The organism is Pseudomonas sp. Leaf127 (assembly GCF_001423155.1).
In the GTDB taxonomy this organism is placed as follows: domain Bacteria; phylum Pseudomonadota; class Gammaproteobacteria; order Pseudomonadales; family Pseudomonadaceae; genus Aquipseudomonas; species Aquipseudomonas ovata.
This window is the reverse complement of record NZ_LMOA01000012.1, coordinates 176,265-190,128: the sequence shown is the minus strand read 5'-3', so window position 1 is coordinate 190,128 and position 13,864 is coordinate 176,265. Positions and strand designations below refer to the sequence as shown.

General features: G+C 64.1%; 11 protein-coding genes. 3 read left to right on the top strand and 8 right to left on the bottom strand.

Translation table 11 applies throughout. The features are described 5' to 3' along the window. Positions 1-28: 28 nt before the first annotated feature. From ASF84_RS08655 to ASF84_RS08645, 3 genes are all read left to right on the top strand, one after another. Positions 29-2,140, top strand: coding sequence for a TonB-dependent siderophore receptor (locus tag ASF84_RS08655; RefSeq protein ID WP_056837245.1), 2,112 nt, complete (start codon positions 29-31; stop codon positions 2,138-2,140). 23 nt (positions 2,141-2,163) lie between these two features. Continuing rightward, on the top strand, positions 2,164-2,895 hold the full coding sequence (locus tag ASF84_RS08650) for a DUF4198 domain-containing protein (protein ID WP_056837243.1): 732 nt from the start codon (positions 2,164-2,166) through the stop codon (positions 2,893-2,895). 288 nt (positions 2,896-3,183) lie between these two features. Then, on the top strand, positions 3,184-3,915 hold the full coding sequence (locus tag ASF84_RS08645) for a DUF4198 domain-containing protein (RefSeq protein ID WP_056837241.1): 732 nt from the start codon (positions 3,184-3,186) through the stop codon (positions 3,913-3,915). 14 nt (positions 3,916-3,929) lie between these two features. On the opposite strand, the gene ASF84_RS08640 is transcribed toward ASF84_RS08645, so the two are convergent. The 8 genes from ASF84_RS08640 to ASF84_RS08605 form a co-directional block, all read right to left on the bottom strand. Continuing rightward, positions 3,930-4,379, bottom strand: a complete 450-nt coding sequence (locus ASF84_RS08640) for a thiol-disulfide oxidoreductase DCC family protein (RefSeq protein ID WP_056837240.1) — start codon at positions 4,377-4,379, stop codon at positions 3,930-3,932. Positions 4,380-4,436: 57 nt separating this feature from the next. Beyond that, complete coding sequence (locus tag ASF84_RS08635) at positions 4,437-5,219, bottom strand: hypothetical protein (RefSeq protein WP_056837238.1); 783 nt, start codon at positions 5,217-5,219, stop codon at positions 4,437-4,439. 209 nt (positions 5,220-5,428) lie between these two features. Then, entirely contained in the window at positions 5,429-8,521 is a 3,093-nt protein-coding gene (locus ASF84_RS08630) for an efflux RND transporter permease subunit (protein WP_056837236.1), read from the bottom strand. Further along, positions 8,518-9,627 carry an efflux RND transporter periplasmic adaptor subunit gene (locus ASF84_RS08625; protein ID WP_056837234.1) on the bottom strand — a complete coding sequence of 370 codons (1,110 nt, stop codon included), beginning with the start codon at positions 9,625-9,627 and terminating at the stop codon, positions 8,518-8,520. The genes ASF84_RS08630 and ASF84_RS08625 overlap by 4 nt, the downstream gene beginning before the upstream one ends. Positions 9,628-9,707: 80 nt before the next feature. After that, positions 9,708-10,325 (bottom strand): TetR/AcrR family transcriptional regulator, encoded by a 618-nt coding sequence (locus ASF84_RS08620; RefSeq protein WP_056837232.1) that lies wholly within the window; start codon positions 10,323-10,325, stop codon positions 9,708-9,710. 174 nt (positions 10,326-10,499) lie between these two features. Then, positions 10,500-11,822, bottom strand: coding sequence for an MFS transporter (locus tag ASF84_RS08615; RefSeq protein ID WP_056837230.1), 1,323 nt, complete (start codon positions 11,820-11,822; stop codon positions 10,500-10,502). Positions 11,823-11,999: 177 nt separating this feature from the next. Next, positions 12,000-12,851 carry an NAD(P)-dependent oxidoreductase gene (locus ASF84_RS08610; RefSeq protein WP_056837228.1) on the bottom strand — a complete coding sequence of 284 codons (852 nt, stop codon included), beginning with the start codon at positions 12,849-12,851 and terminating at the stop codon, positions 12,000-12,002. A gap of 10 nt (positions 12,852-12,861) precedes the next feature. After that, complete coding sequence (locus ASF84_RS08605) at positions 12,862-13,863, bottom strand: transketolase family protein (RefSeq protein ID WP_056837226.1); 1,002 nt, start codon at positions 13,861-13,863, stop codon at positions 12,862-12,864. Position 13,864: the final 1 nt, after the last annotated feature.

Genomic DNA, 13,864 nt, shown 5'->3' with positions numbered 1-13,864 from the left:
GTAACCATCACTATCAGGATCACCTCCCATGTCGTCCCGCAAAATCGCATCCCTGGCCGGTTTCGCCCTGAGCGTCCTTGGCGCACCGCTTTATGCCGCCGATCCGGCCGCCCCTATCGAACTCGATACCGTGACCGTCACCGCCGATCAGGATTTCGAGACCGCCAGCAGCCCGGTGCGCGGCTATCGGGCGACCCGTTCGGCCACCGCGACCAAGACCGACACGGCGATCAAGGACATCCCGCAGTCGATCAGCGTGGTCCCGGCGTCGGTGCTCAAGGACCTGGGCACCAGCCAGGTGGAACGTGCGCTTGATTACGCCGGCGGGGTGTCGAAGCAGAACAATTTCGGCGGCCTGACGCTGTACGAATACAGCATTCGCGGCTTTACCACCTCGGAGTTCTACAAGGACGGCTTCAGCGCCAACCGCGGCTACCCGGCCACCCCGGATGCGGCCAACGTCGAGCGCATCGAAGTGCTCAAGGGGCCGGCTGCCAGCCTGTATGGTCGCGGTGATCCGGGCGGTACGGTCAATATCGTCACCAAGCAGCCCCAACCCGAAGCGTTCACTACGCTGCAGACCAGCGCCGGCAGCTGGGATCGCTACCGCACCGCCCTGGACGTCAACACCCCGCTGGATGCCGACGGCAAGGTGCTTTCGCGGGTCAACCTGGCGGTGGAAGACAACCACAGCTTTCGTGATCACGTCGAAAGCCACCGGGTCTTTGTGGCCCCGTCGCTGCGCTGGGAAATGGCCCCGGACACCACCTTGCTGGTGCAGACCGAGTTCGTACGCCACGATTCGATTTTCGACCGCGGCATCGTCGCCCCCAATAACCGTCTGGGCAGCGTCTCGCGCTCGACCTTCCTGGGCGAGCCCGACGACAAGATTGACAACGACAACAACCTGATCCAGGCCGCGCTGGACCATAAATTCAACGACACCTGGTCACTGCGCCTGGCCAGCCATTACAAGCAGGGCGAGCTGTCCGGTTTTGCCAGCGAGTCCCGCCCGCTCAATGCCGACGGCCGCACCGTCAACCGCCGCTACCGCGAGCGTGACACAAACTGGCATGACAGCATCACCCAACTGGAGCTGCGTGGTTTCTTCGACACCGCAGGCCTGCAACATGAAGTGCTGATCGGCACCGAGTACGAGAACTACCGCAAGAACGAGCGGGTCACGACCCTTGCCGGCAGCGCCTATGCCATCGATATCTATAACCCGGTGTACGGCCAGGCCAAGCCGGCCGGCGCCCGTTCGGGCACCGACTTTTTCGAGCACGTCGAGAGCCGCGCACTGAATCTGCAGGACCAGATCATCTTCACCGACAAGCTGCGCGGCATGATCGGCGCACGCTACGAGCACTTCGACCAGCAGATCGATAACTACGCCGGCGACAGCCGCCAGACCCAGCGCCATGACGCCTTTACCCAGCGCGCCGGCCTTCTTTACCAGCTCACCGATCAGGTGGGCCTGTTCGCCAACGCCTCGACGTCGTTCAAGCCCAATAACGGGCTGGATGCGGCCGGCAAAGGCTTCGACCCTGAAGAAGGCACCGGCTATGAAGCCGGCATCAAGGCCGAGCTGTTCGATGAACGCCTGAGCACCACGTTGGCGGCCTTCCATATCGAGAAGGAAAACGTCCTGGCCCTGGACCCGGGCACCGACACCAGCCGCGCCATCGGCGAAGCCCGCAGCCAGGGTCTGGACCTGCAAGTGAGCGGCCAACTGAGCGACGCCTTTCGGGTGATCGGTGCCCTGGCGTACATCGACGCCGAAGTGACCAAGGGCGACCGCACCATCCCCACAGGCAGCCGTATCCTGGGCGTGGCCAAACGCAGTGGCAGCGTGCTGGGCGTGTATGAATTCCAGGAAGGCCGGCTGCGTGGCTCGGACGTGGGCGCCGCGTTCACCTATGTCGGCGACCGCTCCGGCGAGGCGGGCACTGGCTTTGAATTGCCGGCCTACCACACCGTCGACCTGCTGGCCCATTACAAGGCCACCGACAACGTCACGGTGGGCCTGAATCTAAATAATATCCTTGATGAGAAGTATTACGATCGTTCCTACAGCAATTACTGGATTGCGCCCGGCGAACCTCGTAACTTCACCGTCAGCCTCATCCTGAACCTCTGAAACACAACAATAAAGGATCCAACATGCGCATTACCCCTACTCTGCTGAGCCTCAGCATCATCGGCGCGGCCCTGCTGGCCGGCCAGGCCAGCGCCCACGGTCTGTGGACCGAGCAACGTCGTGGCAACATCGAAGTGGTCTACGGCCACGGCCCCGAAGACAACGCCTTCAAGGCGCAGAAAGTCAGCGGCGCCTGGGGCTACGACCCGGCCGGCAAGTCGATACCGGTCACCGTCGAGCGCCTGGACGACCATGCGCGCCTCAAGCCGATCAAGCCGGTAGCCGTGATGGCCGTGGCGCTGGACAACGGCATGTGGACGCGCAACACCGACAAGAAGTGGATCAATGAGGGCCGCAGCAAGGTGCCAGGCGGCACCGAGTCGATCCACACCTTCAAGTACAGCCTGGCGATCTACGAGCACGAAGCCAAACTGCCGGCGCTGGATAAACTGAAGATGGTCATCGTGCCGCAGGTCGACCCGCTCGAAGTCGGGCCGGGCAAGCCGCTGCCGGTGCAAGTGCTGATCGACGGCAAGCCGGCCGCCGGCATCAAGCTGTTCGGCGACTACCGCAGCGAACCGGACAAGGTCAGCGCCGAGACCGATGCCGAAGGTCGCGCCACAGTGGTGGTGCGTAACGAAGGCCTGAACATCATCGCCGCTGAAGTCACCCTGCCGGTCAAGGACAACGCCGACATCGAAGCACGCGGGCTGTTCACCTCCCTGACCTTCGTGGGTGCCGAACACCACGACTGACCCGGTGCCCGGTAGGAGCGCGCTTGCCCGCGACCGAGTGCGCAGCGCTCGCAAAAATTTGTGAAACGCTGAAATTTTACGACTGCTAACGCAGCCGGTCGCGGTGGTCCGGCATACCGGCAAGCGCGCTCCTACATACCCTGTATAAAACTGTTACAACCCCGGCAAAAGAAAGGTTGTGCCACCATCCGCACATCAGGATAAATGAGAGGAATTATCAGTAGCGTTTGTAAGCAGGATCACAAGCGCCCTGAACCGCCCTTCTCCTCTGATTTACAAGGATCGACCATGCGCATCAACCCCTCCTTCCTGGCCTTGAGCCTGCTCGCTACCACGTTGTTCGCCACCCAGGCCAGTGCCCATGGACTGTGGACCGAGCAGCGGCGTGGCCATATCGAAGTGGTGTTCGGCGAAGGTGCCGAAGACACCGCCTACAAGCCGGAAAAGGTCACCGGCGGCTGGGCCTGGGATCAGGCCGGCAAGCCGATTGAGGTCAGCATCGAGCGCCTGGCCGACCACGCCCGCCTCAAGCCTGCCAGCCCTGCCGCAGCGGTGGCTGCCGAACTGGACCTGGGCATCTGGACCCGCAACCCGGAAAACAAGTGGCTCAACGAACCACGCAGCAAGGTCACCGGTGGCGGCGAGTCGATCCAGACCCGCAAGTACAGCCTGGCCATCTATGAACATGGCGTGAAGCTGCCGGCGCTGGATCACCTGAAGCTGGTCATCGTGCCGCAGGCCGACCCGCTGGAAGTCGGCGTCGGCAAGGCCCTGCCTGTGCAGGTGCTGCTCGACGGCAAGCCGGCCGCCGGCATCAAGCTGATGGGCGATTACCGCAGCGCACCGGAAGACGTCAGCACCGAGACCGACGCCGACGGCCGCGCCACCGTGGTGGTGCGCAATGAAGGCCTGAACGTGATCGCCGCGCAGACCAGCGTGCCAGTCAAGGACAACGCCGACTACACCAAGCGTGGCCTGTTCACCTCGCTGACCTTCGTCGGTGCCGAACATCACGATTGATGGCGGTGGAAACGCTATCGGGCCTTGAGAAAGCGTTGCTCATGGTCCGGTGTCGGCAACAGGCACTGGTCGTAGCGACCGAAAATCCGGTAGCGATTGAACGCCACGCGGTCGTAGCACCAGTCCCGCACGGCCCGTGGAAAGACCCGCAGCAGGCCCAGCCAGGGCCAGGCCGCAGGAAGCTGGCGGACCACTTCGAGAAACGCGTCCGAGCGCACCCAGTAGTGCCGGTCGCGAATCACTGCCATGGTGTCGAAGCGGTCCATCGGCAAGCCGGCCCAGGCCAGCAGCGCCTGGCCTTCGGGGGATTGTACAGTGGCCAGGCGGATGCGCCGGTGGCGGTCATGACGAATCAGGAATTTCGCCCAGCCGTTGCACAATTTGCACACCCCGTCGAACAGCACCACGGTTTCGCCGGGTGCCAGCAGCGGTGCGGGGTCGGGTCGTCGCAGTGAAGTCGACATATTGCAGCTCCTGAAAAAAGTTCTGGCCGGCCTCTCAGGCCCCCGTCAGGGCGTGGTCTATTCGGTATAGCGTAGCCACAGGTGGCAGCAACCGATAATGGCCCCGGCAAACGCCGCCAGGCGCGCCGGACGCTGGGCTTCGTCGGTGTTGTACAACGCACACAGGTCTTCGGCCAGCGCCTGGGCCACGGCCGGACTGGCCGGCTCTGCACGCACAAAGCCAAGGTAGGATGCCCCCACCCCCAACAGCGCATACCCGTGCTGAAGAAAAAACCGCTGCGCCACCGCATGGTTATGCGCAGGCCCAAGATCCGGTTCGAAATAACCGTTGGGAAAAGCCGCCAGCGCCTGGCTGGCGTGTTCGACTGGCACCACCAGGGCTAACAGCGGTTGGTCCAGCAACGACAAGGGCTGCGCCTGATAGTCGATCCATTCCTGCAAGGACTCGTCACTGAGGGTCAGGCCGAACGCGCAGGCATCGGCAAACGACACGTCGGCTACCAAGGCCATGAAGTTGCGCAGGCAGATGGGGAATTCAGCCTTGGTGGTCAGGTAGCCGATGTGCTCACCCTTTTCGAAGCACTCGGCCGGCAGCCCCACCAGGTCTTGTGGCTTCACCTCGTCCAGGTACAGGTTATTGCGCACATGGCCCGAGGTGTAGCGCGCCTGGCCGGGGTCGTCGAGCGACAGCAAAATATGATGCCCGGGGTGCTCGGCGCCCAGCTTGCGCCAGGCGTCGAGCAGTTCGTCGAAGCGTTCGATCGCGCTCAGGCGGTACTCGTCGCAAATACCCTCGGCGGGGTTGCCTGAGGTGTTGTTACCGCAGAATCGAATGTCCATTGATTGTCATTGCTCCACTTCCTGAGGACCGGACAGATGCGCCCGACTGAAAACACCCCCCGTGTAGGAGCGCGCTTGCCCGCGACCGAGTGCGTAGCGCTCGCAAAATGTGTGAAACGCTGCATTTTTTGATTGCGAACACATCCAAAATTTCGGAAACACTGCAATTTTACGACTGCTGACGCAGCCGGTCGCGGGCAAGCGCGCTCCTACAGATGTCCTGTGTTTGCAGGGGTCTGCGTGCCCTGCGGCGGTCGGATCCGGAACCAGATCGCATACATCGCCGGCAGGAACACCAGGGTCAATACCGTACCGGCCAGGGTGCCGCCGATCAAGGTGTAGGCCAGTGTGCCCCAGAATACCGAGTGCGTCAGCGGGATAAAGGCCAGGATCGCCGCCAGCGCCGTGAGGATCACCGGGCGGGCACGCTGCACCGTGGCCTCGACCACCGCATCAAAGGGCGCCAGCCCGGCCTGTTCGTTCTGGTGAATCTGACCGATCAGGATCAGCGTGTTGCGCATCAGGATGCCCGACAGCGCAATCAGCCCCACCAGCGCATTGATGCCGAACGGCTGCTGGAACAGCAACAGGGTCGGCACCACGCCAATCAGCCCCAGCGGGCTGGTCAGGAACACCATGATCATCGCCGACATCGAGCGCACCTGCAGGATCAGGATGATCAGGGTCAGCGCCAGCATGATCGGGAACAGCGGCAGCATCGCCGCCATCGCCTTGCCCGACTCCTCGATGGCACCGGCCTCAACGATGCGATAACCGGCAGGCAACTGCTCAATGATCGGCTGCAACTGGCCGGTGATGGCCTTGGACACATCCGGTGGCTGCAGGCCTTCGGCAATATCGCCACGCACGGTCATGGTCGGCACCCGGTCGCGCCGGCGCATGATGGGCTCTTCCATGCGCACATCAACCTCGCCGATCTGCGCCAGCGCAATGCGCTGGCCGTTGCTGCCGGCCAGAGTGAAGTCCATGATCCTGGCCGGGTCAAAACGCCCCTCGCCCGTGGAGCGGGCCATCACTTGCACGGTGCGGATGTCTTCGCGCACGGCGGTGATCGGCACACCGTTGAGCAAGAACTGCAACTGCTGCGCGACGCTGCTGGAACTGAGCCCCACGGCCTGCAAGCGGTCCTGCTGCAAGGTGAAATGCAAGGTCGGCACGCGACTGCCCCAGTCGCTGTTGACCGTGCGCATCATCGGGCTGGCGTCCATGATCTTCTGCACCGAAGCGGCGATTTCACGCAGCCGGTCCGGGTCAGGGCCGCTGACCCGGTAGGCCACCGGGAACGGCGAATAAGGGCCGAACACCAGTTGGGTCACTCGCACCTGCGCCTCACCGGCCAGGCCATCGGCAATGGCCCTGCGCAAACGGTGCTTCAAGGCTTCGCGCTCGTGCTCGTTGCCAGTACGCACCACGATCTTGGCAAACGAGGGGTCGGGCAATTCGGGTCCCATGGCCATGTAGAAACGCGGCGCCCCCTGGCCGATGTAGGCCGTGACGATCTGCGCCTGCGCTTGCGTGGCCAGCCAGGCTTCGACGGCGCTTGAGGCGGCGCTGGTCTGTGCGATCGAGGTGCCATAGGGCATCTGCACCTCGACCAGCACCTCGGGGCGATCAGAGATGGGAAAGAACTGCTTCTTGACCATGCCCATGCCCAGCACAGCGGCCACGAACAGCCCCACGACCGCCGCCGCGACCCACCCCTTGAGGGCAATCACACGGCCCAGCACGCGCCGAAAACGATTGAAGCGCGGCGTGTCATACAGGGCCTGGTGGCCGCCTTCGACCGGCTTGAGGTCCGGCAGCATGCGCACGCCCAGGTACGGCGTGAACAGCACCGCCACCAGCCACGAAGCGATCAGGGCAATGCCCACGATCCAGAACATGTTGCTGGTGTACTCACCGGCCGTAGAGCGGGCAAAGCCGTTGGGCATGAAGCCCACCGCCGTCACCAGGGTGCCCGACAGCATCGGCGCAGCGGTATGACTCCAGGCATAGGCCGAGGCCTTGATACGGCTGTAGCCCTCCTCCATCTTCACTACCATCATCTCGATGGCAATGATGGCATCGTCCACCAGCAGGCCCAGTGCCAGGATCAGCGAACCCAGCGTGATACGGTCGAAATTCTTGCCGGTGGCCGCCATCACCACAAAGACCAGCGCCAGGGTCAGGGGCACGGCAGCGGCGACCACGACACCGACGCGCCAGCCCATGCTGATGAAGCACACCAGCATCACCACCAGCAGCGCGACAAAGAACTTGACCATGAACTCGCCGACCGCCGAGTCGATATTGACTGCCTGGTCGGTGACTTTGGTCAGGCTCAGGCCCAGCGGCAGCGCTGCGTTGATCGCGCCCACTTCATGGTCCAGTGCCTGGCCCAGGTCCAGGCCGTTCCAGCCGTCGCGCATGACGATGCCCAGCAGCAGGGCCGGCTCGCCGCCGTTGCGGATCATGAACGTCGCCGGGTCTTCATAGCCGCGCTTGACACTGGCAACATCCGAAAGCTTTAGCGTGCGGCCCTGGGCCACGATGGGCGTGTCACCGATCTTCTGCAGTTGATCGAACGCTCCGTCCAGGCGAATGAACACCTGCGGCCCACGGGTTTCCACGGAACCGGCGGCTGTCAGGGCATTCTGGTCATTGAGCGCGGCAAACACTTCTTGCGGGCCGATGCCGAGCGTGGCCAGGCGCTCATGGGAGAACTCGATGAAGATGCGCTCGGGCTGCTCGCCGACAATGTTGACCTTCTTGACCCCCGGCACGTGCAGCAATTGCTGACGCAGCCGCTCGGCATCGCGCACCAGCAGGCGCTGGGCCTCACCCTTGGCCTTGAGCGCGAACAGCGCGAAGGTGACGTCGGCGTACTCATCGTTGACCATCGGCCCGATCACGCCTTGCGGCAGGTTCGCCGCTTCGTCACTGATCTTTTTGCGCGCCTGGTAAAACTCATCCGGCACCTCGGCCGGCGGCGTGCTGTCGAGCAAGGTCAGGGTGGTGAACGCCAGGCCCGGCCGGGTGTAAGTCTCGGCCCGCTCATACCAGCGCAGCTCCTGCAGGCGCTTTTCCAGTTTTTCGGCAACCTGGTCCTGCATTTCCTCGGCCGTCGCACCGGGCCAGGCGGTGATGACCGTCATCACCTTGACGGTGAAGGCCGGGTCCTCGGCCCGTCCCAGCTTGAAGAACGCCAGCAGCCCGGCCAGGGAGATCAGCAAAATAAAAAACAGCGTGATCGAGCGCTCCCGCACCGCCAGCGCCGACAGGTTGAACCGTCCCTCGCTCATGGTTGCGCTCCGGCCACGGTCGTGGCTTGCACAGGCACCGCCACCCGCACCGACTGCCCCTCGCGCAGCAGGTGCGCCCCCAGCGCAACAATGCGCTCACCCGGCTTGAGCGCACCGGTCACCCGCGCGCCTTCATCGTCGAGGTGCGCCACCGTGACCGGCTGCCAGCGAACCGTGGCCGGCTCGCCCTGGATAACCCACACCCCCGGCCCTTTGCCGGCGTCGTGCAGTGCGCCGATCGGCACCTGCGACCCCGGCTCGGCGGCCGCTGCCGGAATGTTTACGGTGATGGTGGTGCCCAGCGGCGCGTCGGCCAGCTCACCTTCCAGGACATAACGCGCTTCAAAGGTACGGGTCTGGCGCTCGGCAACGTCCGACAATTGCCGCAGTCGAGTCGTCACGCTGACGCCCGGTTTACCGAACAATACGGCCTGGGCACTGGAGCCGAGCGCCGGGCGCAGGGTTTCCGGCAGCTGGATCACCGCTTCACGGGGACCGGCATGGGCCACGCGGACCACCACCTGCCCGGCACTGACCACCTGCCCAGGTTCCACCGGCGTGTCCATGACCACGCCGTCGGCATCGGCCAGCAACTGGGCGTAACCGGTGGCATTGAAGGCCACCTGGGCCTGCGCCTGGGCGGCGCTGAGGTCAGCCTTGGCCGCATCGGCCGCAGCCCTTGCCTGATCGTAGGTGGACGCCGACACCGCACCGCTGCTGCGCAAGGTGCGGTAGCGAAGTTCATCGTCTGTGGTTTGCCGCGCCCGCGCCTGCGCGGCCGTGACCGCCTGGCGTTGTGCCTGGGCGGCCAGTTGCAGGTCCGAAGGGTCGATGCGCATCAACACCTGGCCGCGCTGCACCCGCTGCCCGGTATCGACCCGTCGCTCCAGCACCTTGCCGGCCACCCGAAAGCCCAGGTCACTCTGCACCCGCGCCGCGACGATACCGGTAAAGGCACGCGGTGCCGACGTGGCCGGCTCGACCGTCACGACCCGCACCAGCGGTGCATCAGTGCGCGCATCCGGCGGGGTCTGCTCGCTGCAGCCGACCAGCACCAGCGGCAAGACGCCGAGAACAAACAGTGAAAACAAGCGACGCCCGGCCATGATCGGTCCTGCCCAAAATGATGATGGCGCTCACTTTGGGTCTAGTGACCAATTTAGTCAATAGTCACTAACGCGTCATTTCAGGGTGACAGACTGCGCAGCACCAGGCTCGACAGCTGCGCCGGGGCGTGTTCGATGTAGTCGAAACCATGCTGCAACAGCAACGGATTGAGGTAAGGCCTGATCACCAGGTAGATCGCCATGACCAGTTCATCCAGTGGCGTCTTGCGCTCGAAATCGCCGCTCTGGCGGCCGGCGAGCAGGATGTCCTTGAGCAGGTCACGAATCCGTGCCTCGTAGGCCATCGCTGCCGGCCAGCGCTCGGTGGCTGCCGATGTGGCGATTTCGTACAGTTTGCGCTCTTGGGAAAACAGCTTGAGGCTGGCCTGGACCACCGACGCGAACAGGCGCCGCAGTTTCTCCGGCGGCGTATGGGCCTGCTCGACCGCGCCCCTCACCTCGGCCTCGATCTCGCTCAGGCAGCGGGCGCAGATCATCTCGCCGATGGCCTGCTTGGACTCGAAGAACTTGTAGATATAGGCCTTGGAAAAATCGATGGACCGGGCCAATTCCGACACGGTGGTCTTTTCATAGCCATACAGGCTGAAGTGCTCGGTGGCGGCGGCAACGATCTGATCGCGAACGTCATGATCGGCCGGGCCGCGTGCGGGAACGGAGGAAGGGACTGTCTGGCTCATGGTGTGCAGCTTACCGGCAATCGTGAAAGGGCAACAAGTGACCGATGATAATTTTGGTCACTAACATTCATGACGTGCATCGCTGTAGGCATGATGCACGTTGCCGGCAGAGTATCAGGCTTGCAAGGCTCATGGCGCGCCAGGTCCGCACAGGCAGGACCTGGCGTGTAACGGTCAGCGAGGCGATGTCGCCAGGCCTGGCTGAACCAGATCCTGGCCCACCACCGCTGGCGCCGTCTCGGGCATGCGCAAGGCACAGGCGGTCGAGATCACCCCCAGGGCGCTGAACAACAAGGCCGGCCCGATCCAGCCGACCATCGCGAACAGGCCGGTGGCGATGAAGGGCAAGACACCGGCCACCAGCGAGGCGCCGTTATACCCCAGCGAGATACCGGAAGAACGCACATTGGGCGGGAACTGCTCGGTAAACCAGCTGGCTTCCACGGCAAAGATCGGGTCATGGCTGAGCAGCAAGGACAGCGCCACCGCCACTACAATCAGTGCCACCACACCGGTGTTGATCAACAGGAACAGCGGGATACCGAAGGCGATGGTGAACAGTGAGCCGATCAGGAACACCTTCTTGCGCCCGATCCGGTCACTCAGGGCACCGAAATACAGGTGGCTGCCCAGCCCCAGGGCCGAACCGATCAGGGTGCCCCACAGCACGTTTTCCCGGGTCGCCACACCCGCCAGCAACACATACGAGAGCATGAAGCTGGTTGCCAGGTAATAGCCGCCGGTTTCGGCCAGGCGCAGGCCGACGATCTGCAGGATCTTGCGCCAGTCATTGCGGATCACGGTCAGGGCCGGCTGCTTGATCAGGGTGTTCTCGGCCTTCATTTTTTCGAACTCGGGCGACTCGCTGACGCCCATGCGAATCCACAGGCCGACACCGACCATCGCTACCGAGGCCAGGAACGGTGCCCGCCAGATCCAGTCGCCTTCCAGGTACGCGGCCGACAGCAGGAACGCGCCGTTGGCCATCAGCAGCCCCAACGGGATGCCGATCTGCGGCACAGCACCGAAGAAGCCGCGCCGATGCGGCGGAGCATGCTCGCAGGCCATCAACACCGCCCCGCCCCACTCGGCGCCAAAGCCGATGCCCTGGATCATGCGCAATAGAATCAACAGGATCGGGGCGATCACCCCGGCCTGCTCATAAGTCGGGAGCGCGCCGATCAGCACCGTCGCGCCGCCCATCAGCAGCAACGACCACAGCAGCACCGACTTGCGCCCGATACGGTCACCATAGTGACCTGCCAGGTAGCCACCCAGCGGACGCATGAAAAAGCCCACGGCCATGGTGGCGAAGGCCGCAAGAATGCCGACGATCGGCTCGGTGGTGTGGAAGAACACCGAGCCGAACCAGCCGGCCGCCGCCGTGCCGTAGATGAAGAAGTCGTAGCTTTCGACCGCCGAACCGACCATCGAAGCAAAAGAGACTTTCGAAGCCTTGTCGTGCGGTCTGGTCGCCGCGCTGTCTGAATGACTCATAAAAAACCCGCCTTTATTGTTTTTGTCTGGGTGGGCAGACCGGGCCTGCCCTGTTGACTCATGATCGGATATGAAATCCACCTCGCAGGAGCGACCAGCGGTCGCGAACAGACGCTTCGCGACCGCTGGTCGCTCCTACAAAAAAGCCACGACGACGGATCGCCTACCGGACCGTTGTTACGGCAGCGCCCAGGTCTCGATCACGCGGCTGTCGTCGCGGGCGCCGAGGCCTGCACGGGCGGCGCTGGAAAATCGCTGGTGGGCGATGTCCAGCAGCGGTACGGCGGCCTTGCACGCCTGGGCCGCCTCGGCCACCAGGCCGCTGTCCTTGACGAAGATGTCGACCATGCTGGTGACCTGCGCATCAGTGCCCTGCAGCATGCGCGGCCCCCGGTCCGAGAGCATCCATGAACCACCTGCCCCGCGCTCGACCAGTGCCAGCACCTGGGCCGCGTCCAGGCCCAGTGCACCGGCCAGGCTCAGCGCCTCGGCGGCGGCAACCAGGTGCACCGAGCACAGGTGCTGGTTGACGACTTTAATAGCCTGGCCGTCCCCGACATGGCTGCCGGTGACCCTGACTTCGCCCATGGCACCGAGCACTGGCCCGACCTCATCGATATCGGCTTGCGTACCCGAGGCAAAGATCAGCAGGCTGCCGGTGTTGGCCCGCGCCACCCCGCCGGTTACCGGTGCATCGATCACCTTGACGCCCATGGCCGCCAGCCGCGCCCCTTGCTCACGCACAGCCGCAGGCCCTACGGTGCTCATGATCACCCAGTGCTGGCCCTGACGGACCTCGCTGAACTGCGTCACCAGGGCCTCAAGTTGCGCCGGCGTGGCGACCATCACCACGACCACGGCCGCATCCTGCGCCGCACGCCAGTCGCCGCTGGCCTCAAGCCCTGCGGCCTGGGCGCGGGCACGTCCCGCCTCGTGCAACTCGATGCCAATCACCCGGTGGCCGGCCTTGTTCACTTGCAGGGCCATGGGCAGGCCAATGGCGCCCAGACCAATGAATGCAACGTTCATAAGGCGCTCCTCAACCGAGCCACTGGCGAATGTTGGCGGCCATGATGGCCGTGGAAATCCCGTAGCGATCATGCAGCGTCGGCAAGGCACCAGCGTCCAGGAAGGCATCGGGCAAGGCGATCTGGCGGAACTCGGGCGCCACCCGGGCCTTGAGCAAGGCCAGGGCCACGCTCTCGCCCAGCCCGCCGACGGTGCTGTGGTTTTCCGCCACGATCACCAGCCGGCCGCTGCGCCGGCACTGTTCGATAATGGTCGCCTCGTCGAGCGGCTTGATGGTCGGCACATGCAGCACCGCGACGTCGGCACTGCCATCGCCAAGCACCTTGGCCACTTCCAGGGCACGCATGGTCATGATGCCGCTGGCGATGATCAGCACGTCCTTGCCATCGCGCAGCAGGCTGGCCTTGCCCAGTTCGAACCGATAGTCGTACTCGTCCAGCACCATCGGCACCTTGCCACGTAGCAGGCGCATGTACACCGGGCCGTTGTAGCGGGCGATGGCGTCCACGGCCTGGGCGGTGTCCAGCGCGTCGCACGGGTCGATCACGGTCAGGCCCGGAATCGCGCGCATCAAGGCCAGGTCATCGGTGGCCTGGTGGCTGGGGCCGTAGCCGGTGGTCAGGCCGGGCAAGGCCGCGCAGATCTTTACATTGAGGTGCTCCTCGGCGATCACCTGATGAATGAAGTCATAGGCACGCCGGGTAGCAAACACCGCGTAGGTGGTGGCGAACGGCACCAGGCCTTCCTTGGCCAGGCCACCGGCGGCGGCCATCAACAGTTGCTCGGCCATGCCCATCTGCACGTGTCGCTCGGGAAACTCCCGGCCGAAGATGTGCAGGTCGGTGTATTTCGACAAGTCAGCACTGAGGCCGACGATGCGCGAATCGCGCTCGGCGGCGGCCACCAGTGCGTGACCGAAGGGCGCACTTTCGGTGCGCTGTCCTTCGCTGGCAATCGAGGCAATCATCGCCGAAGTGGTCAGCCGTGGCGTTGGCAAGGTTTCGCTGCCCATG

What these genes read in the sequence shown, in the direction of transcription:
- ASF84_RS08620 (WP_056837232.1), bottom strand. Translation starts at nt 10,325, where the DNA reads ATGAGCCAGACAGTCCCTTCCTCCGTTCCCGCACGCGGCCCGGCCGAT.
- ASF84_RS08635 (WP_056837238.1), bottom strand. Translation starts at nt 5,219, where the DNA reads ATGGACATTCGATTCTGCGGTAACAACACCTCAGGCAACCCCGCCGAG.
- ASF84_RS08645 (WP_056837241.1), top strand. Translation starts at nt 3,184, where the DNA reads ATGCGCATCAACCCCTCCTTCCTGGCCTTGAGCCTGCTCGCTACCACG.
- ASF84_RS08605 (WP_056837226.1), bottom strand. Translation starts at nt 13,863, where the DNA reads ATGGGCAGCGAAACCTTGCCAACGCCACGGCTGACCACTTCGGCGATG.
- ASF84_RS08610 (WP_056837228.1), bottom strand. Translation starts at nt 12,851, where the DNA reads ATGAACGTTGCATTCATTGGTCTGGGCGCCATTGGCCTGCCCATGGCC.
- ASF84_RS08640 (WP_056837240.1), bottom strand. Translation starts at nt 4,379, where the DNA reads ATGTCGACTTCACTGCGACGACCCGACCCCGCACCGCTGCTGGCACCC.
- ASF84_RS08615 (WP_056837230.1), bottom strand. Translation starts at nt 11,822, where the DNA reads ATGAGTCATTCAGACAGCGCGGCGACCAGACCGCACGACAAGGCTTCG.
- ASF84_RS08630 (WP_056837236.1), bottom strand. Translation starts at nt 8,521, where the DNA reads ATGAGCGAGGGACGGTTCAACCTGTCGGCGCTGGCGGTGCGGGAGCGC.
- ASF84_RS08655 (WP_056837245.1), top strand. Translation starts at nt 29, where the DNA reads ATGTCGTCCCGCAAAATCGCATCCCTGGCCGGTTTCGCCCTGAGCGTC.
- ASF84_RS08650 (WP_056837243.1), top strand. Translation starts at nt 2,164, where the DNA reads ATGCGCATTACCCCTACTCTGCTGAGCCTCAGCATCATCGGCGCGGCC.
- ASF84_RS08625 (WP_056837234.1), bottom strand. Translation starts at nt 9,627, where the DNA reads ATGGCCGGGCGTCGCTTGTTTTCACTGTTTGTTCTCGGCGTCTTGCCG.